The following is a 24930-nucleotide window of genomic DNA, read 5'->3' as shown; positions in this document are numbered from 1 at the left end:
CGAGGTGCTGGACGACGCGGTGGCCTGTGACCCCGCGGACCTGACGGAGGACGCGGCATGACGGGCGACGCCGGCACCGAGCGGGCCGAGGTGCTGGACCGCTCGGTCGCCCCGAACGGGCCGGCTGCCGGCCGGCTGCCCGCGCTGCACGTCGCCTGGCTGACGGGGCAGAGCCTCGAGCTGCTCCGGTTCGGCCGCGGCTTCGAACACCCCGACGGCGGCGCCGCGTACCTCGGCGTCGACGGCACGCCGGACCTGTCCGCGCCCGTGCACACCTGGATCACGGCGCGCATGGCGCACGTGTACGGGCTGGCCGCGCTCGCGGGTGTGCCGGGCTCGCGTCCGCTCGCGCAGGCGGCGTTCGACGGACTGCGGGTCCGGCTCGCCGACGGCCGGCACGGTGGCTGGCTGCGGGGCATCGACTCGTCGGGCGAGCCACTCGAGCGCGGCGCGAAGTCCTGCTACGACCACGCGTTCGTGCTGCTCGCCGCGTCGACCGCGCTGGTCGCGGGTCTCGAGGGGGCGGGCGAGACGCTCGACCGCGTCGTCGACGTGATGCTCCGACGGTTCTGGGACGACGCGTCCGGGATGTGCGTCGACACGTGGGACCGCGCGTGGACCGAGCTCGACCCGTATCGCGGCGTCAACGCGAACATGCACGCCGTCGAGGCGTTCCTCGCGGTCGGTGACGCGCTGGACGACGCCGCCTGGTACGACCGCGCCGCGCGGATCGCGAGCCGCGTGATCACGGTCGCCGCGGAGCACGACTGGCGCATCCCCGAGCACTACGACGCCGAGTGGCAACCGCAGCTGGACCTCAACGACGACAACCGGGCCGACCAGTTCAAGCCGTACGGCGCGACGGTGGGGCACGGCCTCGAGTGGTCGCGGCTGCTGGTCCAGCTGGCCGTGGTCCGCGCGCCCGTCGAGGCGCAGCGGTTCGTCCCCGCGGCGGTCGCCCTGTTCGACCGCGCCGTGGCCGACGGCTGGGGGGTCGACGGCCGCGAGGGGTTCGTCTACACGACCGACTGGTCCGGCGTGCCGGTGGTCCGCACGCGGATGCACTGGGTCGCGGCCGAGGCCGTCGGCGCGGCGTGGGCGCTCCATGACGCGACGGGCGACGACCGGTTCCTCGACCTGTACGGCGCCTGGTGGGACTACATCGCGCGGAACCTGGTCGACGCCGAGCACGGCTCGTGGCATCACGAGCTCTCGGAGCGGAACGAGCCGACCGCCGACGTCTGGCCCGGCAAGCCCGACGTCTACCACGCGTTCCAGGCGACGCTCATCCCGCGCCTGCCGCGGCGCCCGGGGCTCGCACGGTCCGTGGCGGGCGGCGAGCTGCGCTGACCCGTGAGGCCCGAGCCGCGCGTCGCCGAGAATGGTGGCGGGCGCCGCGAGCCATGCGTCGTCGAGGACGGCGGAGCCGTGAGCCGCGAGCCGCACGTCGAGAACGGCGGAGCGTGGGCCGCGAGCGATGCGTCGGCTAGAACGGTGGCGGCTCGACGCCCTGAGCGTCGCTCGCGTCGTCGCCGTTCGTGCTGCGTGTCGCGACGGACGAGCGGTTGGTGGCGTGCTCGTACGCGGTCGGCGTGAGAAGGATGGCCGTCGCGGGTCGTGTGAACGTGAACCCGTGCGGGCTCGTCGTGTGGATGTCTCCGGTTCGGGGGTCGCGTCGCATGCGCCAGCCGTGGTGGGTCTTGGTGCGGTGGTGATGGCGGCACAACGGCTGGAGGTTCGCGGCGAGCGTCTGCTCGACCGCCGACCGGCTCGGGTCGTACGGATCGACGTGGTCGACGTCGCACGTGTCGGCGGGTTGGCGGCAGCCGGGGAAGGTGCAGGTCTGGTCGCGGGCCACGACGAACCGACGGAGCGCGGCGCCGGGGCGGTAGCCGTCGGTCGGCGGCGGCTCGCCGACCAGGTCGCGGGCGCGGTCGTGCCGCGCCGACAGCTCCTCGACCGGTGCGTCGTCCTCTGGTCCGCTGGCGACTCCCGTGCGGCCGCCAGAGGCATCCGCGCGGTGGGTCGGGGGCAGCGGGAGTGTGCGCTCGCCGAGCGCGAGAAGGTGCCCGGCCGGATCCGTGAGCGCCAGCCGGTACCGGTCGGCGCGCCGAGCCAGGTCGCGGGCCAGCGACGCGGGCACGGCTCCGTACCCGGCGAGCTCGCCCGGAAGGTCGTCGTGGCCGGCGAGGGTGGTGGCCGCGATCGTGAGGTGCACGCCGGGTGCTGTGCCACCGCGGGTCGGCAGGCGCACGCCGGCGGGGGTGTGCCCGTCGGCCAGGATCGTGGCGAACACGTCGCTGAACGCGTCGGCCCGGCGCTGCGCGACGGTCCGGTCGTCATCGGCGGACGCTGCCGCATCCGCCAGCGCGTCCACGACGGCGAACGCCGCAACGGCGTCGGCCGCGGGAAGCAGCGCCGTGACCCACGCCATCGAGTCGGGCGCCCAGTCGAGCCGCACGCACCGGTCCCGGCGCGCTCGCTCCGCCCGCCTCCTGACGGCTTCGGGGTCGATCGCCGCGACCAGGCGCCGCGCGTGGCGGCGCAGCAGCCCCGGGGTCAGCCCGTCGGCGTCGGCGACGACCGCGCGGAGCACGTCGTCGGCGTCGGCGTGCGAGAGCTGCGCGACGTCGTCGAGCAGGACGTCGACCTTGCGCGCGTCCAGCACGCCGGAACGCAGCGCGTCCGCGAGCACCGGGTGCGCCGCCAGCCCGGCCGCGCGCCCCACGAGCGAGTTCGCCGCCGCCGACGTCGTGGCCAGCGCACAAGCCAGGTCGTCGACCGGATAGGACGACGACGCCGGCCGCCGGGCCGCCAGCTCGGACACCACGGCAGCCTGCGCCGCCACGGCGAGCCCGATCACCTGCTGCCACCCGGCAGCCGCGCCGAGGAGGTCGGCGACAGCCAGTTCCGCCACATCCGTCGTCGTGAGAAGCGCGACGAGCGAACGCACGTCCACGCCGGCGGTCGGGAGATCCGGGAGCCGGCCGAGAGTGACGCGGTCCGCGAGCACAGGGGGAGCGTCGATACCCGCGTGAAGAGAGATCGAGGGCCGGGGCGAGGTCTCCGGCGACGATGCGCCGCCGGCGCCGACGGTGACTCCGCGCACCTGGCCCACGTCCTCCGCGATTCGTACAAATGTCGTCTGCCGCTTCCTGTGGATGTCCCACGCTCAAGTTCGAGTGCGGTGGGCGGTTTCAGGACTTGGGCAGTGAGGGTGCGGTGCGGTCGTCGGTGACGGTTCGCTGACGCCGAGACGGTCGGCCGCGCTGGTGAACGCCCGCGTGCCCGAGCAGCTTCTCGGTGAGGATGTCGGCCCACCTGCGCTCGTCGACCCAGCCGTTGTGCGCCATCGCGAACAGGGTCAGCAGCGCGTCGGCGCGCTTCTTGTTCGTCATCGTGGCGGCGCGCCCGATGAGCGCCTTGCCGGTCGAGTCCAGGAACCGCTCGACGGCTCCGGTGGACAGCGGCTCGCCGTCCTCGGGCCGCGGCCGGCTGGCGGCCTGAACGCTGATGATGGGGTCGAGCCGCTTCATCACGGCGACCGCGCCGACCAGCCCGTCGTGCGTGCGAGCAAGCGAGTTCAGGCGGCGCTTGTAGCTCGCCCAGGCTCGCGGTGAGGTCTGCGCCATGGCCAGCGACGCCCACATCGGGTGGGCCGGGTCCTCCCGCAGCCACGCGGGGAACGGGTCGGACAGGTTCTTCTTCAGGTGCCACTCGCACCGCCACGTCTCCGCCCAGCGCCAGGAGTACGCGACCGCGTTCAGCTCGGCGGCGTCGCCATCGGTGACGACCCGCAGCGGGGCGCCGTGCTTCGACATCAGCAGCTTCCTCCAGGCCGCCCTGTCGTCCCGTGCCACGGCCTCCACTGCAGCGACGTACGGCCGCCCAGCGTCGTTGTAGGCCATCACCGCCAGGGTGTGGAACGCGATGCCCGGGCCGCCACGCTTGCGCGTGTAGGTGACCGGGTCCGCGTCGAGCACGACGCTCGAGTTCGGCCAGGTCGCCGGCGCGTAGGCCGCCCACAGCACGGGCGCGAACACCTCGACCCAGTCGCTGACCATCTGCGGGTGCGTGTTCGGAGCCGGCCGGTGCACCGTCTTGACCTTCTTGCCGCTCACGACGGTCGTCTTCGTCGCCGAGCGGGACAGCGGCCGTCCCGCACGGCTGCGCACCCGGTCGGCGATGTCGCGGTAGGTCCCGCCGCCGGCGGCCTGCGCCAGCGCCCAGGCGACGTCAGCGACGGCGAAGCCGTACAGCCGCGGCGCCGGCTTGCCCTCCCACGGCTCGAGCAGCGTCTGGCACTCCGGGCAGGTGTGGACCGCACCGCCCGTCGCAACCAGCCTCGGGAGCGGCTCCGCGAACCGGTGCGGCAAGCCCTGGCGCGGGGTGCACCACCACCGCTGGCGACGTCGTCCCGGCGCGCCGTACCAGCCCGCTCGGGTCACCTGGCTACCGCGGTGCCGCCCATCAGGACAGGCCGGAACTTCCACTTCTTGAGCGTAGGACATCCACAGGAAGCGGCAGACGACAAATGTAGCAAATAGCGCGCTGGCCTGCTACGTCGCCAAGTTCGCCAGCAGCGAACGGTGCGACCACGACCCTCGACCGCGAGGCGCCGGCGCGCATGCCGACGCTCGCGACGCCGTCCATGGGCAGGCCCTCGAGCACGACCCTCGCGATGCCGCGGCGCCGCTTCGCGCTCGCGCACAGCTCGGGCGCGCCCGGCGGGCCGGCCGGCTGGCGGACGCCGGGGAGGACCGCGCGCTGCCCCCGGCATGACAGAGGCCCGACGGGACGGCAGCCGGAAGCGCCGCCCGTCGGGCCTCGCGCGCGGTCAGGCGCGCGCCGTCGTCAGGCTCTCGTCCGTCCGACGATCCAGAAGACCGCCGCGATGACGGCCAGGATGATGCCGATCCACAGCAGCACGTGTGCGGCCGTCGTGAGACCGAGGATGAGCAGGACGATGCCGATCACGATGAGCGCTAGCCACATGCGAGGTCACCTCCAGGCGGCCGGCCTCGACGGGTACGTCGAGGGAGGGGAAGACCGGACGCTTCCTCGATCGTCGCAGCGGGGCGGCCGACCGGCACGTCGAGCGGAGCGGGGCTGGCGGTGGTAACGGCGCGCTGACCAGGCGGTCCTCGTGCGTGTGACCGCTCGGCGCGTCGGCCCGTCACCGCTCCCTGGCCCCTCCCGCGGGCGCCCGGCGGCCCCTCCCGCGGGCGCCCGGCGCCGGGTGGACGTACCGTCGAGGTGCGGGGGTGTGCTTCGTGCGGAGGGAGTCGCCACCATGTCGAACGAGGACGTCGAGCGTCCCGAGGAGCCCGTGACGGGCGTGCCGCCCGTGGATCGGCGCCGGGAGGACGAGGCCGAGCGCATCAGGTCCAGCAACGTCCGTGAGCCCGTCGACCTCGAGCGAGGCGCCGGCGGGTACCCCGAGCGCGTCGAGGCCGACAGGATCCGTTCCGACGGGATCGTCGAGCCCGCGGACGTGCCGCGCGGCGTGGTGGGCGACAAGGGCCTCACCGAGGCGGAGCGCATCCGCGCCGACGGCATCGAGGAGCCGCTCGACGCGGACGTCGGCGTCGTCGGCGACAGCGCGGCACGGACGGAGGCCGACCGGATCCGCTCGGCGGACCTGACGGACGACCCCGTCGACGTGGCGGCCGACGCGGCGGACGCGACGGGCCACGGCGAGCGCTGGACCGGCGGCGCCGACCGGGCAGTCGACCCCGTCGACCCCGTCGACCCTCGCGACGACCGGGCCGTCTGAGTCTCCGCTCGCCCCGGTGCAGCTCGACGCGGACACGTGCCGCGCGCGGTTCGCCGCCGCGCGCGTCGCGCGCCTCGCGACGTGCGGCGCCGACGGCCGGCCGCGTCTCGTGCCGGTGACGTTCGCGGCGGACGAGTCGACCGTCGTCACGGCGGTCGACCACAAGCCCAAGCGGACCACCGCGCTGCGGCGCCTGCGCGACGTCGCCGACAACCCCGCGGTGTCGTTCCTGGTCGACGAGTACGACGACGACTGGGACCGCCTCTGGTGGGTGCGCGCCGACGCGACCGCGCGCGTGGTGGTCGACGGACCGGAGCACGCGGCCGCCGTGGCGCGACTGGTGGCGCGGTACCCGCAGTACGCCGACCGCCCGCCGTCGGGAGCCGTGATCCTGGCGATCATCGACCGCTGGACGGGCTGGGCCGCGAGCGACTGACCCGCCGCGGCCCACGGCCGCCGCCACACCCGCGCGCCGTCGGCGTCCGCGCGCGACCGCCTCGCTACGCTCCGCGATGACGCCGCCGAGCGACCGCTTCCGGCGGCCCGGACGCGGAGGTCAGGATGGCGACGATCGGCTGGCGGGTCCACGGCGACGGCAAGAGCCCGGCGCCCGGCGACGTCGTCGCCCCCGACGAGCGGCTGACGTGGCCGCGCACCGTCGGGATCGGCCTGCAGCACATCGTCGCGATGTTCGGCGCGACGTTCGCCGTCCCGCTCATCACGCACTTCTCGCCGCAGACGACGCTCTTCTTCTCGGCGATCGGCACGCTCGGCTTCCTCGCCATCACGCGGAACCGGCTGCCGTCCTACCTCGGCTCCAGCTTCGCGTTCATCGCGCCGATCGGCGCCGCGATGGCGTCGGGCGGTCAGCAGGTCGCGGTCGGCGGGATCCTCGTCACCGGTGTGACGCTCGCCCTGGTCGGCGTCGTCGTCCACCTCGCGGGCGTGCGGTGGATCGAGGTCGTCATGCCGCCCGTCGTGACGGGCACGATCGTCGCGCTCATCGGGTTCAACCTCGCGCCCGCCGCGTGGGGCAGCTACCAGCAGGCGCCACTGACGGCGACCATCACGCTCGCCGCGATCGTGCTCATCACGGTGCTCTTCCGCGGCATCCTCGGCCGGCTCGCGATCCTGCTCGGCGTGCTCGTCGGCTACGTCGCCGCGCTGATCCAGGACCAGGTGAGCTTCGACGCGGTGAAGCAGGCGGACTGGGTCGGGCTGCCGCACTTCGTCGGACCGCGGTTCGACGTCAGCGTGCTCGGTCTGTTCCTTCCGGTCGTGCTCGTCCTGATCGCCGAGAACATCGGCCACGTGAAGTCCGTGTCCGCGATGACGGGCGCCAACCTCGACCCGGTCACGGGGCGCGCGCTGTTCGCCGACGGCCTCGCGACGACGCTCGCAGGCCTCGGCGGCGGCTCGGGCACGACGACCTACGCCGAGAACATCGGCGTCATGGCCGCGACGCGCGTCTACTCGACCGCCGCCTACTGGGTGGCGGGCATCGGCGCGCTGATCCTGTCGATGAGCCCCAAGTTCGGCGCGGCGATCCAGACGGTCCCCGCGGGTGTGCTGGGCGGGGCGACGACCATGCTCTACGGCATGATCGGCCTGCTCGGCGCGCGGATCTGGATCCAGAACCGCGTCGACTTCTCCCGCTCGGAGAACCTGGTGCCGGCGGCGATCGCGCTGATCATCGGCGTCGCGAACTACACGTGGAAGGTCGGCAAGCTCGAGTTCCAGGGCATCGCGCTCGGCACGGCGGCGGCCATCGTGCTCTACCACGTGATGCGCGCGCTGGCCCGGTGGCGCGGCACGACCCAGGAGCCCGCGACGCCCGCCTCCGCGCCCGCGGGCGACGAGGTCGCCGCGCGCTGACCTCCGGCGGGCGGAGCCGCGCCACGGCGGACCGGCGGGGACGGCGCGCGCGGCGAGCGGACGGGCGAGGTTAGCGTGGCACCTCACCCAGGCAGGCCGATCGGAGCACGCGTGCGCACCCTCGACACCCATCCCGTCGCGGACCCGCGGGCCGTCGTCACCGGCGACGGCTACCGCATCACGGTGCTCACGGACGGGCTCGTGCGCCTCGAGCACGCGCCCGACGGACGGTTCGAGGACCGCGCGTCAGCGTTCGCGGTGAACCGCGCGCTGCCCGTCCCCGACTTCCAGGTGGTCGACACGGGCACGCACCTCGAGGTTGTCACGCGCCGGTTCCGGCTGACGTACGACAAGGGCCCGTTCACGACGAGCGGGCTGAGCGTCGCGGTCGGCGGGAACGTCAGCGCGTACCACTCGGTCTGGCGGTACGGCGAGCCGACCGGTGACCTGGGCGGCACGGCCCGCACGCTCGACGAGATCGACGGTCGCGTCGCGCTCGAGCCCGGCGTCGTCAGCCGGCGCGGCTTCGCGGTCGTCGACGACTCGCGCTCCCCGGTGCTCGAGGCCGACGGCTGGGTGACGCCGCGCGACGGCACGCGGCAGGACCTCTACGTGTTCGCGTACGGGCTCGACCACGCCGACGCGGTGCGCGCGCTGTACGCCGTGTCCGGTGCGCCACCGCTGCTGCCCCGCTGGGCGCTCGGCACCTGGTGGAGCCGCTTCCACCGGTACACGGCCGACTCGTACCTCGCGCTGATGGACCGGTTCCGCGACGCGGGCATCCCGCTCTCGGTCGCGGTGATCGACATGGACTGGCACCTGACGGACGTCGACCCGCGGCACGGCTCGGGCTGGACGGGGTACACGTGGGACCGGGCGCTGTTCCCGGACCCCGACGCGTTCCTCGCCGAGCTCCACCGCCGCGGCCTGCGCGTCACGCTCAACGTGCACCCCGCCGACGGAGTCCGGTCGTTCGAGGACTCGTACCCGGCGATGGCCGCCGCGCTCGGGGTGAGCGACGGCGAGCCCGTCGCGTTCGACGTCACGAACCGCGAGTTCGTCACCGCGTACCTCGAGATCCTGCACCGCGGCCTCGAGGCGCAGGGCGTCGACTTCTGGTGGATCGACTGGCAGTCGGGCGCGCACTCGCGGCTGGCCGGGCTCGACCCCTTGTGGATGCTCAACCACTTCCACTGGCTCGACAACGCGCGTGACGACCGGCCCGGCCTGATCCTGTCGCGCTATGCCGGCCCCGGATCGCACCGGTACCCGATCGGGTTCTCGGGCGACGCCGTCGTCTCGTGGGCGTCGCTCGCGTTCCAGCCCGAGTTCACCGCGACCGCCGCGAACGTCGGCTACGGCTGGTGGAGCCACGACATCGGCGGACACATGCACGGCGTCAAGGACGACGAGCTCGCGACGCGGTGGGTGCAGCTCGGCACGTTCTCCCCCGTGCTGCGGCTGCACTCGTCCGCCAACGCGTTCGGCACCAAGGAGCCGTGGTCGTTCGGGCTCGAGGCGGAGCGCGTGCAGACGCAGTTCCTGCGGCTGCGCCACCGGCTGCTGCCGTACCTGCACACGATGAACCACCGCGCCCACGCCGGCGCCGCGCTCGTCGAGCCGCTCTACTACCGCTGGCCGCACGCGACGCAGGCGTACGAGCACCCCACGCAGTTCACGTTCGGCACCCAGCTCGTGGTGGCGCCGGTCGTGCAGCCCGCGTCGCGCACGTCCCGGCTCGCGCGCGTGCCCGCGTGGCTGCCTGCCGGCACGTGGGTCGACGTGCTGACGGGCCTCGTCTACGACGGCGACCGCGAGCTCGCGTTCCACCGACCGCTCGAGGCCCTGCCGGTGCTCGCACCCGCAGGCGCGATCGTGCCGCTCGACGGTGCCGCGGTGCCGGGTGCCGCCAGCGACCTCCCGGAGCACGTCGAGCTGCTGGTGGCCGCCGGCGCCGACGGTGCGTTCGAGCTCGTCGAGGACGCCGGTTCGCGGGATCCCGCGGGGATCGTGCGCACCGCGATCACGTTCGACCAGGCCGCGGGCCGCCTGACGGTCCGTCCCGCCGAAGGGGCGACCGAGGTGCTCCCGCCACGACGCACGTGGACGTTCACGTTCCTCTCCCTCGACCCGGGTCGGGCTCCGGCCGTCGCGGTGGACGGCGTCACGGTCGACGCGCAGGAGTCGAGGCAGGACGGCCGGGTGTCGGTCACCGTCGCGGACGCGGAGCCCGGTGCCGCGCTGACCGTCGACCTCGGGCCGGCGCCCGACCTCGCGCCCAACGACGTGCCCGCGCGGTCGTTCGCGCTGCTCGACGCCGCGCAGATCGAGCTCGACGTCAAGGAGCGCGCGCACGCCGTCGTGGCGAGCGACCGGCCCCTGCACGTGCGGCTCTCCAGCCTGACGGCGCTCGCCGTCGATCCCGACGTGCACGCGGCGCTCGAGGAGCTGATGCTCGCGCGCCCGTGACGCGTGCCGCGCCGACGGACGCGCGGGCAGGCCGTCAGACGATCGTCACGGGCGTCCCGGCCGGCGCGTCCCACAGCACGTCCATGACGTGGTCCGTGATGCGCACGCACCCGTGCGACACGTGCCCGTGCCGCAGCGACGTCGTGGTGTGGATCGCGGTCACGGCGGTGCCCGTCGGCCGGTCCCAGTGGTCGATCGAGTCGCTCTGGATCGACAGCGGCAGCACGCGCGGCGTGGTCGTGCCCGGCTCGACCCAGTGCGGGCCGAGCAGGAACGCCAGCGTGCGCGGCGTCGGCCACTGCGGCGACCCGACGGCCCGGACGGGGTACGTCCGCACGCGCGTGCCGTCGTCGACCGTGAGCGTCAGCGCGTGGGTGTCGACGCGGATCGACCACGCGGTCGACCCGGCGCGCGTGTCGACGGCCCGCACCCACACGCTGTGGCCGTTGACCTCGTGCCGGTCGTCGCTCGGCAGCGCCCCGCGCGTCGCGACGAGCACGCGCAACCAGCCGTCGCGCTCGTCGAGCACGGGCACGACGGTCGCGAGGCCGAGCGTGCGCTCGGGCAGCACGCCGACCGGCCGGCCGGCAGGCGTCTCGAGCGCCGCGGTGTCGCGCGTGACGACCGCCGTGCGCCACGTGCCGTCCGCCGCGCGGAGCGGCGCGGTGTCGTCGAGCCCGGGCAGACCGCCGACCACGTGGAGCGGGTCGATCACGGGCAGGCCGCTCAGCCCGACGCGCGGCGGGACGGGCGTCGGCGGCGCGCCCTTCGCCACCGCGACGGCCGCGTGCAGCACGACGGGGGGCGGCCCGGCCGCCACCGGGGCGGACGGCGAGCAGCCGGCGAGCACGCCAACCGCGAGAACAGCCGCCGCGAGCACCCGCGCGGGTGCGGTCAGCGGCTCTCGGGGCACGGCACGCCTCCTCGCGGGTGGGGGATCCGCCTCCAGCATGCGCGGTCCGCCGGGCTCGTGCCAGGGGCGTCCGCGCGGGCGCGACCGCGGCGGCCGGGTGCCCAGGGCGGCGCGCGCGTGCCAGGCTCGCGGCATGACGGCCGAGACCGCCGACCCGCACGTGATCGCCACCCCCGCGGTGCCCAACCTGCGCGACCTCGGCGGCCGCGCGACCGCCGACGGCGGCGAGGTCGTGCACGGTGTCGTCTTCCGCTCCGCGACGCTCGACTCCGCCGACGTGCCGACCGACCCGGTGCTCGCGGCGCTCGGCATCCGCACGGTCGTCGACCTCCGCACCGCGGGCGAGCGCGCCACGCGCCCGGACCTGCTCCCCGACGGTGCGCGGGGCCTCGCCCTCGACGTGCTCGCCGACGCGACGCAGGCCGCCGCCGCGCGGTCCGGAGCCGCGCAGGTCGCCGACGTCGTGCGCGCGCCGGGAGGGGTCGCCGACGCGTTCGCGGGCGTCGACGCCGCGGCCCGCATGCGCGACACGTACCGCGACCTCGTCGTCGCGCCGAGCGCGCTCGCGGCCTACCGCGGGCTGGTGGACGCGGTGCTCGACCCGGCCGGTGTCCCGCTGCTCTTCCACTGCACCGCGGGCAAGGACCGGACCGGCTGGGGCGTGACGGTGCTGCTGCTGGCGGCGGGTGTCGACGAGGACGGCGCGATCGAGGAGTTCCTCGCGGTGAACCCCGCGGTGCGGGCGACGTTCGCACCGATGCTCGCGCAGCTCGAGGCGGTGGGCGGCGACCCGACGGTGCTCGCTCCGCTGCTCGAGGTCCGGCCCGACTACCTGGCGGCCGCCCTCGACGCGATGCGCGCGCGGTTCGGCTCGTTCGACGCGTACCTGTCGGACGGGCTGGGTCTGACGCCGCTGCGCGTCGAGGCTCTGCGGAACGTGCTGCGCGCCGACTGACCACGTCGCGGCGGCCCGCCGACCACCTGCCGAGAGCGGCCCGTCCGATCCCGCCCGCGCGCCGAGCACGCGGCGGTCCGACGCCGCCCGCGCGGCGGGTGTGCCGGGTGTCGAGCGCGCCGGAGCCCGCTCGTCATCCCGGCGACAGGCAGCTCGACCGCACTCGGAAGAAATCTCGCGATTCCACTTGACCGGTACAGCAGACGGTCATACTGTAGCGGTACAGAACTTGACCGGTACAGCAACGAGGAGGGACCCGCCATGGACACCGCACCGCTCGCCCTGATCATGAACAGCAAGGCCGTCGAGTACGCCGACAACGCGCGACCCGACTCGCCGGTCGTCGAGCCCCGGGCGCCCCGCGTCCGCCGCCCGCACGCGGTCCGGACGCGCTTCGCGCTCGCCGGCGTCCTGCACCGCGCGGCCGACGCGCTCACCCCGCCCGCCGCCCCGTGCGACCACGTGCCCCACGGCGCGTGGTGAGCGGGCGGCGTGCCCGAGGTGAGCCAGGACGTGGCCGTCGCGACGGCCGGCGACGCCTACCCTGACCTGCATGGTGCGAGCGACCGTGCGGGTCAGGGTGACGTCGTGGCCCGCGTGACGCTGCAGACCGTCGCCGACAAGGTCGGCGTCAGCCGCATGACGGTCTCGAACGCCTTCTCGCGCCCCGACCAGCTCTCCGCCGAGCTGCGTCGCAAGATCCTCGCCGCGGCCGACGAGCTCGGCTACGTCGGCCCCGACCCCGCCGCGCGAGCACTCGCGCGGGGGAGCGCCGGCACCATCGGCGTCGTCTTCACCGAGTCCGTCGGCGAGGCCTTCCGCGACCCCATCGCCGCGTCGTTCCTCGGCGCGGTCGCGACCGAGCTCGGCGGGACCGGCCGCGGCATGACGCTGCTGCCGTCGACGGGCGCGGGCGGCACGATCCCCGCGCGCGACATCGCGATGGACGGCGCGCTGCTCTACGCGTGCACCGCCGACAGCCAGGCGCTCGACTGGCTCCAGCGCCGGCGGCTCCCCCTGGTGTTCGTCGACCAGGCCCCCGTCGAGGGCGCCTCGAGCGTGCTGCTCGACGACCGCGCCGGCTCGGCCGAGGCGGCGCGCCACCTGCTCGAGCTGGGGCACCGACGCGTGGGGCTGCTCGTCACGGCGTGGGGCAGCCTCCGGCCCGGCGACAGCGCGCGCATCGCGCCCGACGCGGCGACCGCGGGCGACGGCTACGTCTCGCGCGAGCGGGTCGACGGCTGGATGTCCGAGCTCGGCCCCGCGGGTGCCGAAGTGCTCGCCGCGGAGATGTACGACAACACCGAGCGGTACGCGGAGCCCGCGGCGCGGCTGCTGCTCGACCGGCCCGACCGGCCGACCGCGATTCTCTGCTTCTCCGACCTCGTCGCGTGGACCGTGCTGCGGGTGGCCCGTGAGCTCGGGCTCGACGTGCCGGGCGACGTCTCGGTGGTCGGCTACGACGACAGCCCGATCGCCCGCAGCACGGCCCCCGAGCTGACGACCGTCCGCCAGGACCTCGACGCCAAGGGTCGCGCGACCGCGACGCTGCTCGACCACGAGATCGCTCGCTCGCGCGGCCTGCCGGGGGCGCCGGACGGGCCCGAGCACGTGACGATCCCGACCCGGCTCGTCGTGCGCGGGAGCACCGCGCCACCCCGGGGCTGAGCCGCCGGCCCTCCACGGGGATCGAGGGTTACGCCGATCGGGTGGTCCGAATTGTCCGATGTTGCCGGGTTCTCCGGTGGGCCGGACGATGACAGGATCGCGGCCGCCTGGTCGTGGCGCATCTCGACCGGAAGGCCTCGCCCGTGGACCAGCCCGCCGCGCCCGCCGCCCGCCCCGCCATCCCTGCCGCGAAGGACGCGCCCGCCGACCTCCCGGCCAGCCCGCTGCGCGCCGGCGCGCACGACATCGCGCTCGAGCGCGAGCGCGTGCGGCGCCGCCGTGTGTACCGGCTCGCGCTCACGGCGCTGACCGTCGAGGTCTACGTGATCGCGGCGGCGCTGATGGGCCGCCGGATCCTGCCGGCGCTGCCGACGCTCGACCCGATGATCGTCGTCCCCGTCCTCTTCTTCGTGCTGCTCACCGTGATGATGCTCGGCATGACGATGGGCACGGCGCGCTCGCCGCACCTCGTCTACCGGCCCGAGCAGGTCGACGTCCGGCTCGAGGACGTGATCGGCATCGACCCCGTGCTCGAGGACGTGCGCCGCTCGATCGACCTCTTCCAGACGCACCGCCGGTTCGCGGACCAGATGGGCGGCACGCCGCGCCGCGGCTTGCTGTTCGAGGGCCTGCCGGGCACGGGCAAGACGATGACGGCGAAGGCGATGGCCGCCGAGGCCGGGGTCCCGTTCCTGTTCGTCTCCGCGACGTCGTTCCAGTCGATGTACTACGGCGCGACCGCCAAGAAGATCCGCGCGTACTTCAAGGCGCTCCGCAAGGCGGCCCGCACCGAGGGCGGCGCGATCGGGTTCATCGAGGAGATCGACGCGATCGCGCTCGCGCGCGGCGGCATGCTGGGCGGCTCGGTGCCCGCGGGGCTCGGGGCGATGCACGGTGGCCCGCTCGGCCTCGTCACGAACCGCGTCGTGTCCGAGGGCACGGGCGGCGTCGTCAACGAGCTGCTCGTACAGATGCAGTCGTTCGACGAGCCCGCCGGCTGGGACAAGCTCGTCAACCGCGCGACGGCCCGCGTCAACCTGCTGCTGCCGGCGCACCGCCAGCTCAAGCAGCGCAAGCCCGGCCGCGCGCCGATCCTGCTCATCGCCGCGACGAACCGCGCCGACTCGCTCGACCCCGCGCTGCTGCGGCCGGGCCGGTTCGACCGGCACCTGACCTTCTCGCCGCCCGACGCGTACGGCCGCCGCGCGCTCGTCGACCACTTCCTCGCCAAGCGCGCGCACGACGCGGGCCTCGACGACCCCGCCGCGCGCGACCGCCTCGCCGCGGCGACCATCGGCTGGACGCCCGTGATGATCGAGCACCTGCTCGACGAGGCGCTCGTCAACGCGCTGCGCCGCAGCGTCACCGCGATGTCGTTCGAGGACGTCGAGCGGGCGCGCATCACCGAGATGGTCGGCATCGGCCAGCCCGTCCGGTACACGGAGCACGAGCGCCGCCTGATCGCGACGCACGAGGCCGGCCACGCCGTCACCGCCTGGCTCGTCGCGCCCAACCGCACGCTCGAGGTGCTGACGATCGTCCGCCGCGGGAGCGCGCTGGGCATGCTCGCGCACGACGACTGCGAGGAGGTCTGGACCCACTCGCACTACGACCTGCGTGCGCTCGTGCAGATCGCGATGGGCGGCTGGGTCGCCGAGGAGCTGTTCTTCGGGCAGACGTCGACCGGTCCGGCGAGCGACCTCGCGGCGGCGACGCGGACGGCGGCGCAGATGGTCGGCGCGGCCGGCATGACGGGCTCGCTGGTGTCGTTCGCGGCGACGGGCAAAGACCTCGTTTCGGCGGTGCTCGCCGACGCCGTGGCGCGCGAGCAGCTCGAGGGCGTGCTCGACGACGCGCGCAGCTCCGTGCGCCGGCTGCTGTCGAAGCAGCGCCACCTGGTCGAGGCGCTGCGCGACGCGCTGCTCGACCGGCACGAGCTGATCGGCGAGGAGATCACGGACGTGCTCGCGATCGCCCGCGACGCGCACGACGGCGTCTCGCGGCCGCCCGTGGTGCTCGAGCCGACCGTGGACCACTCGGACACCGCGCTCGCGTAGCCTGCGGCGGTGCCCGAAGGCCACACCGTCCACCGGATCGCGCGGCAGTTCCGTGCCGACCTCGTGGGGCACGCGCTCCGCGTGAGCTCGCCACAGGGCCGGTTCGCCGCGGGTGCCGCGCGGATCGACGGACGGCGCCTGGAGTCCGCGACGGCGGTCGGCAAGCAGCTGTTCCTCGGCTTCGAGGGCGGCGACGTGCTGCGCGTGCACCTCGGGCTCTACGGCGCGTGGGACTTCTACGGGCGCGTCTCGCCGGTCGTCGCGGGGCAGGAGGCGCGCGGGTCGATGGGCGCGCCTCGGCTGCGGCGCGCCGTGCGGATGGGCGAGGGGGAGACCGCGCTGCGCGGTCCGGACGGTGGCGCGGAGGACTTCCCGCCGCCGCCCGTCGGCCAGGTGCGCGTGCGGCTGGCCGCGCCCGAGTCGGTGGCCGACCTGCGCGGACCGACCGCGTGCGAGGTGATCGACGAGGATGCGGCCGCGCTCGTCGTCGAGCGGCTCGGACCGGACCCGGTCACCGCGCCCGACCTGCGGGCCGCGGGCGAGGTCGTCGTCGACCGGGTGGTGGCGCGCGGCGTGCCTGTCGGACAGCTGCTCATGGAGCAGTCGGTCGTCGCCGGCATCGGGAACATCTACCGGGCCGAGCTGCTGTTCCGCGCGCGGCTCGACCCGTGGACGCCCGGCCGGCACGTGCCGCGCGAGCTCGTGCGTGCGATCTGGCACGACTGGGCCGTGCTGCTCGCCGACGGGATCGAGACGGGCGCGATCCTCACGCGCGAGGACCTCGACGCCGACGGGCGGGCGCGCGCGCTCGCCGACCCGGAGCAGCGGCACTGGGTCTACGGCCGCGCGGGGCTGCCGTGCCGCGTGTGCGGGACGCCGGTGCTGGTCGAGGAGATGGCGACGCGCAAGCTGTACCGCTGCCCGGTCTGCCAGGCCTGACGCGCAGTCGGACGCAACCGGTCCGGCACGCGAGCACGACGTGCGCAGCGCGGCGCGCGCCGGTCTCAGCCAACCACCAGGATCCGCCCCTAGCGTGAGGTCCGCACGCCCGTCCCAGCCCGCCGACCAGGGGGTTCGCGTGAGCCACCGCATCAAGGTCGCGGCCCTCGCTGTCGCGCTGGTCGCCCTCGTCGGGTGCACCGCGACGCACGGCGCGCCGCAGCGGCCGGTCGCCTCGGTCACGTCCGCGGCGCCGGACTGCCGGGCGAGCGACGTCGTGGCGCAGCTGCTCGGCGGCCGCGGCAACCCGACGCCGGCCACGACTCCGGGGCGCGTGCCGAGCGGGTTCGTTCCCGCCGCCGCCGTCGAGTGCTCGAGCGCCGGCGGCGCGCAGGCCGTGGTGGAGCGCCGGATGTCGGGCGACCTCGCCGCTCTCGTGACGACGCTCGACCGGCCGTCGGACCGCGCCGCCGACGTGTGCCCGGCCATGGGGCAGATCCAGCCGGTGCTCTACCTGGTCGACGCGCAGGGGCGGACCGTGCGGGTCGCGTGGCCGCTCGACCGGTGCGGGTACGTCCAGCAGCGCGCGTCGGACGCTGTCGCGGCGCTGCACGTCGACTCGGAGCAGACGCTCGCGGTCGGCTGACGGCCGGGCCGCGGGACCGCGGACTGCGGCCAGCGGGGCTCAGGCCGGGTCGAGGCCGAGCAGGCGCCGCCACGCGCGGTGGTGCTGCACCGTGACGCCCTCGAACCGCGGCACCGCGGCGAACGCGGCGGCGACCAGCGCGGTCTCGCGCGCGAGGGTGCCGGCATCGTCGTCGCCGAACGTGTACTGCGGGCCGCCGGCGACCGCGGGCGTGTCGGTCTCGACACCGACCTCGCACGGCAGCCCCGCACGGGCGACCGCCTGGACGGCGGGCTCGGCGATCGCGACGATGCCGTCGGGCCCGCCCGCGCGGTCCCGGAACGCGACGACCGCGACCCGGTCCACGCGCGTCAGCAGGTCGTCGAGAAGCGTGCCGCGCGCGCCGGGAGTCGAGGCGAGCCACCACGGCGCGTCCACGCCGAGCGCGACCCCGGCCGGCAGCGACGCCCGCACGCGCGTCAGGAGCTCGAGCCATCGCTCGGTGACGCCCGCCCTGTCCGTGCCCCACGCGGGTGTGGCCCACGGCTCGACGTCGAGCTGCACGTGGTCCGCACGCCCGCGTGCGGCCCGCACAGCCGCAGCCGCCCAGGTGACCGCGAGCCCGGGATCCGCCAGCCAGCCGGGATCGCCGCCGAGCGGACCCGCGCGCAGCCCCGCGTCCGCCAGCGCGGCGGTCGCAGCGGTGAACCACTCGCCGACGGGTCCCTCGTCGGCCGCCCAGGGTGCCGCCAGGTGCACGCGCGTCATGCACCGCTCGACGCAGAACACGCTGAGGGCCTCCGGCGCTGCCGGCGCGTAGCCGGTTCCGCGCGCGTCGACGCCGCGGGGCACCGGGTTGTCCCAGGCCCACATGGCGGTGATCGCAGGGGGAGCCGTCACCGTTGCTTGTGCGGCTTCTTCGTGCGGTCCGGCTTGCGGTCGGCCTTGGGCGGCTTGCGGTCGGGTGGCGCGTGGCCGTGCGGCACGTCGCGGGGGGCCTCGTCCGAGGCGGCGGCCGCATGCGGCTCGTCGTCCCACGAGCGCGTCGGCCAGACCCGCTCGCCCACCGGGACCTCGGCGGTCAGCGTGTTCGCGCGCGTCGCGAGCGGGCAGGCCCACGCGGGCTCGTACGCGCACGTCGGGTTGTACGCGAAGTTGAGGTCGACCACCAGCAGCCCCCGGGTGGTCCCGAGGTCCGCCCCCTTGATCGTGTCGAGCAGGTAGCGGCCGCCGCCGAACGTGCCGCCCGGCCGGCCCGCGAGCGCGTCCCGCACCGGCAGGAACAGCCCGCCTCCGTACCCCTGCAGCGCCCAGAGCGCGAGCGACCCGAGCCCGGGCAGCTCGACCGAGGCCACGCGCTCGAACGTCACGACGCCGTCCGTGCCGGTCGACACGTCGAGGCGCTGCCGGGTACCGGGGCGCACCTCGACCTCGAACCGGAACGACGCGTCGTACGGCGCGACGTCGAGCCCGGCGAACGACGCGCGCGTCGCGGCGTCGAGCGGCGACGCGGGGTGGTCGGCGAACAGCTCGTCCCGCCGCTGCACCCACACGGCGTGCGCGCCGGCCGGGTCGTCGGCCGCGATCCGCCTGACCTCGGCGTACGCCTCCGCGACGCGGCGCCGCCAGTCGGCGACGAGGAGCGGGTCGGTGACGAGCGGGGCGGGCACCCGCCCACGGTCGCACGCCCGCGCGCCTGCGCGCGACTCAGCGCGCGGGTACGGTCCGGCCATGCGCTACCGGACGACGCTGCTGCTGCACGGCAAGACCGCGACGGGCTTCGAGGTGCCGGACGACGTGGTCGCGGAGCTCGGTCGCGGCCGGCGCGTGCCCGTCGTCGTGACGATCAACGGGTACTCCTACCGGACCACCGTCGCGCCCTACGGCGGCCGCAACCTGATCCCGCTCAACGCCGAGAACCGCGCGGGCGCGGGCATCGAGGCGGGCGACGAGGTCGACCTGGACCTCGAGGTCGACGACGAGCCCCGCACGGTCGAGGTCCCCGACGACCTCGCAGCCGCGCTCGCGGACGCCGGGGCGCGCGCCGCGTTCGACGCGCTCTCGTTCACGGCCCAGCGCGAGATCGTCACGGGCGTGCTCGGTGCGAAGAGGGCCGAGACGCGCGAGCGCCGGATCGCGCAGGCGGTCGCGAGCCTCGGGGCCTGACGGGGGCTGAGAGGGGCGGTCGCGAGCGGCGGGGCCGACGTCCCACGCCCTGCCGCGTGCAGCCCGCCGCCGTACGATCCCGACATGTCGGACAGCGCTGCCCCACAGTCCTCGGCCGACCTCGCCGCACTGCGGGCCGCCGCCGCCCAGGCCGCCGCGGAGGCGGCGCAGGCCAAGGCCGATGCCGCGGCAGCCGCGCTCGCCGCCGCGGAGGCGGCCGCGTCCGCGCCTGCCCCGCCGGTCGCTGATGCGTCGAACCCGCCGGTCGCCGACGAGTCGACGGCAGCGCCGGCCGCAGCGGCGTCCGCCGACCCGCCGGTCGCCGCGGCAGGTCCGTCAGGCCCGGAGGCGTCCCCCGCCCCGCACCCGCCCACCGCGGCTCCTGCCCTGTCCGAGTACGCCCAGCGGGTCACCGCGGGCTACGCGTTCGCCGGCGCGAAGCTCCCGCTCGGCGCGCTGGTCGAGGGCGACGCCCCGGTCCCCGCCGTCCAGGTCGGGCTCCCGCTCGCGATGCTCAACCGCCACGGCCTCGTCGCCGGCGCCACCGGCACGGGCAAGACGAAGACGCTGCAGGGCCTCGCGGAGGGTCTGTCGACCGCCGGCGTGCCGGTGTTCGTCGCCGACATCAAGGGCGACCTCTCCGGCCTGTCGGTCCCCGGCGCGGCGGACGAGAAGCTGCTCGCACGGACGGCGGCGCTCGGTCAGGAGTGGCAGCCGACGGCGTTCCCGGTCGAGTTCCTGACGCTCGGCGGCGTGGGCACCGGGAACCCGATCCGGACGACGGTCACGGACTTCGGGCCGCTGCTGCTCGGCAAGGTGCTCGGGCTGAACCCGACGCAGGAGTCGAGCCTCGGCCTGATCATGCACTGGGCGGACACCCGCGGTCTGGCGCTGCTCGACCTCAAGGACCTGCAGTCGACCATCGCGTACCTCGTCGGCGACGAGGGCAAGGCCGAGCTGCAGGGCATCGGAGGACTCTCCGCGGCGACGGCCGGCGTCATCCTGCGCGAGATCGTCACGCTCCAGAGCCAGGGCGCCGACGCGTTCTTCGGCGAGCCGGCGTTCGACGTCAGCGACCTGCTCCGCACCGCGTCGGACGGCCGCGGCGTGATCAGCGCGCTCGAGCTGCCCGGCGTCCAGGACCGACCCGCGCTGTTCTCGACCTTCCTGATGTGGCTGCTCGCCGAGCTGTTCCAGGTGCTGCCCGAGGTCGGCGACCCCGAGAAGCCGACGCTCGTCTTCTTCTTCGACGAGGCGCACCTCCTGTTCCACGACGCGTCCGACGACTTCCTCTCGCAGGTGACGCAGACCGTCCGGCTCATCCGGTCGAAGGGCGTCGGCGTCTTCTTCGTGACGCAGAGCCCGAAGGACGTGCCCGAGGACGTGCTCGGTCAGCTCGGCAACCGGGTGCAGCACGCGCTGCGCGCCTACACGCCCGACGACGCGAAGGCGCTGCGCGCGGCCGCCCGCACGTTCCCGACGTCGCCGTACGACCTCGAGAAGGTGCTGACGGCGCTCGGCACGGGCGAGGCGATCGTCACCGTGCTGTCCGAGAAGGGCGCCCCGACGCCCGTCGCGTGGACGCGGCTGCGCGCCCCCGAGTCGTCGATGAGCCCGGCGCCCGCCGACGGCATGGCGGCCGCGGTCGCCGCGTCACCGTTCGCGTCGCGGTACGGCGCGGCCGTCGACCGCGAGTCCGCCTACGAGCTGCTGGGCAAGCGGGCCGAGGAGGCCGCGACCGCCGCGCACGAGGCCGAGGCCGCCGCGCAGGCGCAGAAGCAGGCCGCCGACGAGGCCGCGGCCCAGGCCAAGCTCGACGCCGCCGCGGCGAAGGCGCGCGCCGACGAGGCCGCGCGCGAGGCGAAGGCCCGCGACGCCGCCACGCGCCACACGAAGTCGGAGGCCGAGAGCATCCTCACGTCGGTGCTCCGCTCGGCGGGCACGCAGATCGGCCGCGAGATCACGCGCTCGATCTTCGGCACGCGCCGCCGCTGAGGGCCGGCGGTCCGCCACCGGCCTGTGGATATCGGCGTGCCGCACCGCGCTCGCGGATGGCACGATCCCGCCCCATGACTCGCGAGAAGATCACTCCCACCCTGCTCTCCTGGGCGTCGATCCTCGAGCCGAAGACGCGCGACCAGGCGGTCACGACGGCGTCGCTGCCGTTCGTGTTCCCGCACGTCGCGCTCATGCCCGACGCCCACCTGGGCAAGGGCGCCACGGTCGGCTCGGTGATCCCGACGCTCGGCGCGATCATCCCCGCCGCGGTCGGCGTCGACATCGGCTGCGGCATGATCGCGGTCCGCACCCAGTGGACCGCCGACGAGGTCCGCGCCGCCGGTCCGCTCGCCGACCTGCGGCGCGCGATCGAGGCCGCGGTTCCGCTGTCGGCCGGCGCGTACAACGGCTCGCTGACGCCGTCCGCGGCCGCCCGGGTCGACACGCTCGAGGCCGCCGCCGCGAAGGCAGGGTTCGACCCCGGGCAGTACGCGGGCGGCTGGCGGCTGCAGCTCGGCTCGCTCGGGTCCGGCAACCACTTCATCGAGGTGACGGCCGACGAGAGCGACCGCGTCTGGCTGTTCCTGCACTCGGGCAGCCGCGGCGTGGGCAACAAGATCGCGCAGCGGCACATCCAGGTCGCGGCCGAGCTCTGCCGGAAGTGGTGGATCGCGCTGCCCGACCCCGACCTCGCCTACCTCGCCGAGGGCACCGACCAGTTCTGGTCGTACATCCGCGAGCTGCGGTGGGCGCAGGACTTCGCGGCCCTCAACCGCGAGGAGATGATGGACCGGGTCGTGACGGCGATCGCCGAGCACGTCGGCGAGGCGGTCGTCGAGCACGAGCGGGTCAACTGCCACCACAACTTCACGGAGAAGGAGCACCACTTCGGGAAGGACGTGTGGGTGTCCCGCAAGGGCGCGATCCGCGCGCGGGCAGGGGACCCCGGACTGATCCCGGGCTCGATGGGCACCGCGTCGTACGTCGTGGTGGGCAAGGGCGACAAGCTCGCGCTCGACTCGAGCCCGCACGGCGCGGGCCGGCAGTACTCGCGGGCGGCGGCGCGGCGGACGTTCACGCGCGACCAGCTCCGCGAGGCGATGGTCGGGATCGAGTACCGCGAGACCGACGCGTTCCTCGACGAGATCCCGGCCGCGTACAAGGACATCGACCAGGTGATGGAGGACGCGGCCGACCTCGTCGAGGTCCGGCACGTGCTGCGTCAGCTGGTCAACGTCAAGGGGGACTGAGCCCTCGACCGCGCGGGCCGCCACGCCGGCGGCCCGCGCGGAGGTCGTAAACCTTTCGACGGTCAGGAAGGCGGCGCATGGCCCCTCCCGCGGGCCCGCGCCCTCGCTAGCGTCGCCACGGCGAGAACGTCTGCGCTGCACCGTCGACGCGAGGGGACCTCCGATGCGAACTGCCCGTGCCGCCCTGGTCGCCCTCGTCGTCGCGGCGGGCGGGGTCGCCGCCGTGCCCGTCGCGCAGGCCGCCGACACGCCCGCGCCCGTACCGGTCCAGGTGACCGTCAACTCACGCGCAGGCCTCGCCACCACGGGCGACGCGGCCGTCGGCGTCAACCACGCGGTCTGGGACACCGACCTCGGCACCGACACGGTCGCCGACCTGCTGCACGACGCGGGGACGCAGATCATGCGGTACCCCGGCGGTTCGTACTCCGACATCTACCACTGGAAGGACAACACGGCACCGGGCGGGTACGTCGCGCCGGACACCGACTTCGACCACTTCATGGCGGGCGTCCACCGCGCGGGCGCGCAGGCGATGGTGATCGCCAACTACGGCACCGGCACCCCGCAGGAGGCGGCGGACTGGGTGCGGTACGCGAACGTCGAGAAGCAGGACGGCGTCAGGTACTGGGAGATCGGCAACGAGCTCTACGGCAACGGCCACTACGGCGCGAGCTGGGAGTCCGACGACCACCCCGCCAAGACGCCCGCCGAGTACGCGACGAACCTCGTGCAGTTCTCGCGCGCGATGAAGGCGGTCGACCCGACCATCAAGATCGGCGCGGTGCTGACGACGCCCGGCAACTGGCCCGACGGGCTCGTCGGAGACGGCGATGCGGGCACATGGAACCAGGTGGTGCTGTCGATCGCGGCGCCCGACATCGACTTCGCGATCCTGCACTGGTACCCGGGCGGCTCGTCGGCCCCCGTGGCTCTCGGCAAGGTCGCGCAGGTCCGGGACATCACCGCGATGACGCGTCAGCTGCTCGACCGGTACTCGCCCGACCGCAGGCTCGGCATCGCCGTCACCGAGATGAACGCCGGCTACGGCGAGAACACGCAGCCGGGCGCGCTGTTCGCGGCCGACGCGTACGCCGCGCTGCTCGAGAACGGCGTCTTCACCGTCGACTGGTGGGACGTGCACAACGGTCCGGGCACGGCGTCGACGGTCGCGGGCCAGACGGACTTCAACGACTTCGGCCTGCTCTCGAGCGGGACCTGCACGTCGGACGGCAGCGCGTGCGAGCCGCCGCGGAACACGCCGTTCGCGCCGTACTACGGCATCTCGCTCGTCTCGCGGCTCGCGCGACCCGGCGCCGAGTTCCTGCGGACCGGGAGCTCCGACCCGCTGGTCGTCGCTCATGCGGCGCGGCAGCCGGACGGCGACCTCGCGGTGCTGCTGGCGAACGAGGACCCCGACGCGGCGCGTGCGGTCACGATGAGCTACCAGGGCTACCAGCCGGCCGCGTCCGCGCAGGTGCTGAGCTACGGGAACGGCGACAGCCGGATCACCACCTCGTCCGGGAGCGCCGCGACGCGCATGCTGCCGCCGTACTCGCTGACGGTGCTGCTGCTGCACCCGTCGTCGACCCCGGCCGGCCCGGCGGCGGTCGGCCGGCCCACGGCCTCGGCGGTGACGGTGCACGACGCGACGCTGTCGTGGCCGGCCGCCGGCAGCGGCGTGAAGTACGAGGTCTTCCGGCAGAACGGCGCCGTGAGCGAGCAGTGGGGCGAGACGCCCGGCACCTCGTTCACGGTGCACAACCTCGAGCCGGGCACGACGTACACGGCCAACGTCGTGACGCGCGACTCCGCCGGGCGCGTCTCGTGGGCGTCGCCCCCGGTCACGTTCACGACCGGCACGCCCGACCCGGCCGCGTGCGCGGTGAGGCTGAGCGACACGAACGACTGGGGGAACGGGTACGTGGGCAGCATCGACATCACCAACACGAGCTCCGAGACCCTGCGCACGTGGACGCTGCGCTTCGCCTGGCCGACCGCCTGGCAGCAGCTCTCGAGCGGGTGGAACGCCACCTGGAGCGAGTCGGGCGGCACCGTCGCCGTACGCGGCGCCGACTCGGGTGCCGCGATCGCGCCCGGCGCGACCGTGAACGTCGGGTTCGTCGGCGCCTACCAGGGGCCCAACGTCCTCCCGGCGCTCTACACGCTCAACGGCAAGACCTGCACGACGCGGTAGCCGCGGTCCGGATGCCGCCGCGGGACGGAGGCGGCGGCATCC

Annotated in this window: 20 protein-coding genes and 1 pseudogene; 15 read left to right on the top strand and 6 right to left on the bottom strand. The window is 74.9% G+C overall.

Features of this window, described 5'->3' with window-relative positions:
• Positions 1-57: 57 nt before the first annotated feature.
• Positions 58-1350 carry an AGE family epimerase/isomerase gene (locus tag QRT04_RS07310; RefSeq protein ID WP_289454552.1) on the top strand — a complete coding sequence of 431 codons (1293 nt, stop codon included), beginning with the start codon at positions 58-60 and terminating at the stop codon, positions 1348-1350.
• A gap of 136 nt (positions 1351-1486) precedes the next feature.
• Here QRT04_RS07310 and QRT04_RS07305 read toward each other — a convergent pair whose 3' ends face one another.
• The 3 genes from QRT04_RS07305 to QRT04_RS07295 all read right to left on the bottom strand — a co-directional run bounded on the left by QRT04_RS07305 (position 1487) and on the right by QRT04_RS07295 (position 4995).
• Positions 1487-2917: an HNH endonuclease signature motif containing protein gene (locus tag QRT04_RS07305; RefSeq protein WP_289454551.1), complete on the bottom strand. Its 1431-nt coding sequence runs from the start codon at positions 2915-2917 to the stop codon at positions 1487-1489.
• Between the two features lie 280 nt (positions 2918-3197).
• Complete coding sequence (locus QRT04_RS07300) at positions 3198-4448, bottom strand: hypothetical protein (protein WP_289454550.1); 1251 nt, start codon at positions 4446-4448, stop codon at positions 3198-3200.
• A gap of 406 nt (positions 4449-4854) precedes the next feature.
• Positions 4855-4995 carry a hypothetical protein gene (locus tag QRT04_RS07295; protein ID WP_289454549.1) on the bottom strand — a complete coding sequence of 47 codons (141 nt, stop codon included), beginning with the start codon at positions 4993-4995 and terminating at the stop codon, positions 4855-4857.
• 298 nt (positions 4996-5293) lie between these two features.
• Here QRT04_RS07295 and QRT04_RS07290 point away from each other — a divergent pair, with 298 nt between their 5' ends.
• The 4 genes from QRT04_RS07290 to QRT04_RS07275 all read left to right on the top strand — a co-directional run bounded on the left by QRT04_RS07290 (position 5294) and on the right by QRT04_RS07275 (position 10120).
• Positions 5294-5776, top strand: a complete 483-nt coding sequence (locus QRT04_RS07290; RefSeq protein WP_289454548.1) for a hypothetical protein — start codon at positions 5294-5296, stop codon at positions 5774-5776.
• A 16-nt stretch (positions 5777-5792) separates the two neighbouring features.
• The gene (locus QRT04_RS07285) at positions 5793-6212 is read left to right on the top strand and encodes a TIGR03668 family PPOX class F420-dependent oxidoreductase (protein WP_289454547.1); all 420 of its coding nucleotides are present in this window, start codon (positions 5793-5795) and stop codon (positions 6210-6212) included.
• A 125-nt stretch (positions 6213-6337) separates the two neighbouring features.
• Positions 6338-7651, top strand: a complete 1314-nt coding sequence (locus QRT04_RS07280) for a uracil-xanthine permease family protein (protein WP_289454546.1) — start codon at positions 6338-6340, stop codon at positions 7649-7651.
• 111 nt (positions 7652-7762) lie between these two features.
• On the top strand, positions 7763-10120 hold the full coding sequence (locus QRT04_RS07275) for a glycoside hydrolase family 31 protein (protein ID WP_289454545.1): 2358 nt from the start codon (positions 7763-7765) through the stop codon (positions 10118-10120).
• A 34-nt stretch (positions 10121-10154) separates the two neighbouring features.
• On the opposite strand, the gene QRT04_RS07270 is transcribed toward QRT04_RS07275, so the two are convergent.
• Positions 10155-11033: a L,D-transpeptidase gene (locus tag QRT04_RS07270; protein WP_289454544.1), complete on the bottom strand. Its 879-nt coding sequence runs from the start codon at positions 11031-11033 to the stop codon at positions 10155-10157.
• Between the two features lie 133 nt (positions 11034-11166).
• On the opposite strand from QRT04_RS07270, the gene QRT04_RS07265 reads away from it, so the two are divergent.
• The 6 genes from QRT04_RS07265 to QRT04_RS07240 all read left to right on the top strand — a co-directional run bounded on the left by QRT04_RS07265 (position 11167) and on the right by QRT04_RS07240 (position 17298).
• A complete protein-coding gene (locus QRT04_RS07265; protein WP_289454543.1) occupies positions 11167-11988 on the top strand; it encodes a tyrosine-protein phosphatase in 822 nt (273 codons plus the stop codon).
• 261 nt (positions 11989-12249) lie between these two features.
• Complete coding sequence (locus QRT04_RS07260) at positions 12250-12471, top strand: hypothetical protein (RefSeq protein ID WP_289454542.1); 222 nt, start codon at positions 12250-12252, stop codon at positions 12469-12471.
• Positions 12472-12489: 18 nt separating this feature from the next.
• Positions 12490-13656, top strand: coding sequence for a LacI family DNA-binding transcriptional regulator (locus QRT04_RS07255; protein WP_289454541.1), 1167 nt, complete (start codon positions 12490-12492; stop codon positions 13654-13656).
• Positions 13657-13799: 143 nt separating this feature from the next.
• Positions 13800-15713 (top strand): AAA family ATPase, encoded by a 1914-nt coding sequence (locus tag QRT04_RS07250; RefSeq protein ID WP_289454540.1) that lies wholly within the window; start codon positions 13800-13802, stop codon positions 15711-15713.
• 9 nt (positions 15714-15722) lie between these two features.
• On the top strand, positions 15723-16652 hold the full coding sequence (locus QRT04_RS07245; protein WP_289454539.1) for an Fpg/Nei family DNA glycosylase: 930 nt from the start codon (positions 15723-15725) through the stop codon (positions 16650-16652).
• 139 nt (positions 16653-16791) lie between these two features.
• A complete protein-coding gene (locus QRT04_RS07240; RefSeq protein WP_289454538.1) occupies positions 16792-17298 on the top strand; it encodes a hypothetical protein in 507 nt (168 codons plus the stop codon).
• 39 nt (positions 17299-17337) lie between these two features.
• Here QRT04_RS07240 and QRT04_RS07235 read toward each other — a convergent pair whose 3' ends face one another.
• Both QRT04_RS07235 and QRT04_RS07230 read right to left on the bottom strand, forming a co-directional pair.
• Entirely contained in the window at positions 17338-18177 is an 840-nt protein-coding gene (locus QRT04_RS07235) for a hypothetical protein (protein WP_289454537.1), read from the bottom strand.
• 155 nt (positions 18178-18332) lie between these two features.
• Positions 18333-19010: pseudogene (locus QRT04_RS07230) on the bottom strand (DUF1684 domain-containing protein); the annotation flags it as partial.
• Here QRT04_RS07230 and QRT04_RS07225 point away from each other — a divergent pair.
• The 4 genes from QRT04_RS07225 to QRT04_RS07210 all read left to right on the top strand — a co-directional run bounded on the left by QRT04_RS07225 (position 19009) and on the right by QRT04_RS07210 (position 24888).
• A complete protein-coding gene (locus QRT04_RS07225) occupies positions 19009-19443 on the top strand; it encodes a YdeI/OmpD-associated family protein (RefSeq protein ID WP_289454535.1) in 435 nt (144 codons plus the stop codon). The pseudogene QRT04_RS07230 and the gene QRT04_RS07225 overlap by 2 nt on opposite strands.
• Before the next feature lie 84 nt (positions 19444-19527).
• Entirely contained in the window at positions 19528-21438 is a 1911-nt protein-coding gene (locus tag QRT04_RS07220; protein WP_289454534.1) for a helicase HerA-like domain-containing protein, read from the top strand.
• 74 nt (positions 21439-21512) lie between these two features.
• Positions 21513-22691 carry an RtcB family protein gene (locus QRT04_RS07215; protein ID WP_289454528.1) on the top strand — a complete coding sequence of 393 codons (1179 nt, stop codon included), beginning with the start codon at positions 21513-21515 and terminating at the stop codon, positions 22689-22691.
• A 163-nt stretch (positions 22692-22854) separates the two neighbouring features.
• Positions 22855-24888, top strand: coding sequence for a cellulose binding domain-containing protein (locus QRT04_RS07210; protein WP_289454527.1), 2034 nt, complete (start codon positions 22855-22857; stop codon positions 24886-24888).
• Positions 24889-24930 lie beyond the last annotated feature (42 nt).

Origin of the sequence: Cellulomonas alba, from assembly GCF_030362835.1 — a bacterium.
GTDB classification, from domain to species: Bacteria; Actinomycetota; Actinomycetes; order Actinomycetales; family Cellulomonadaceae; genus Cellulomonas; species Cellulomonas alba.
This window is presented reverse-complemented; position numbering and strand designations above follow the sequence as displayed.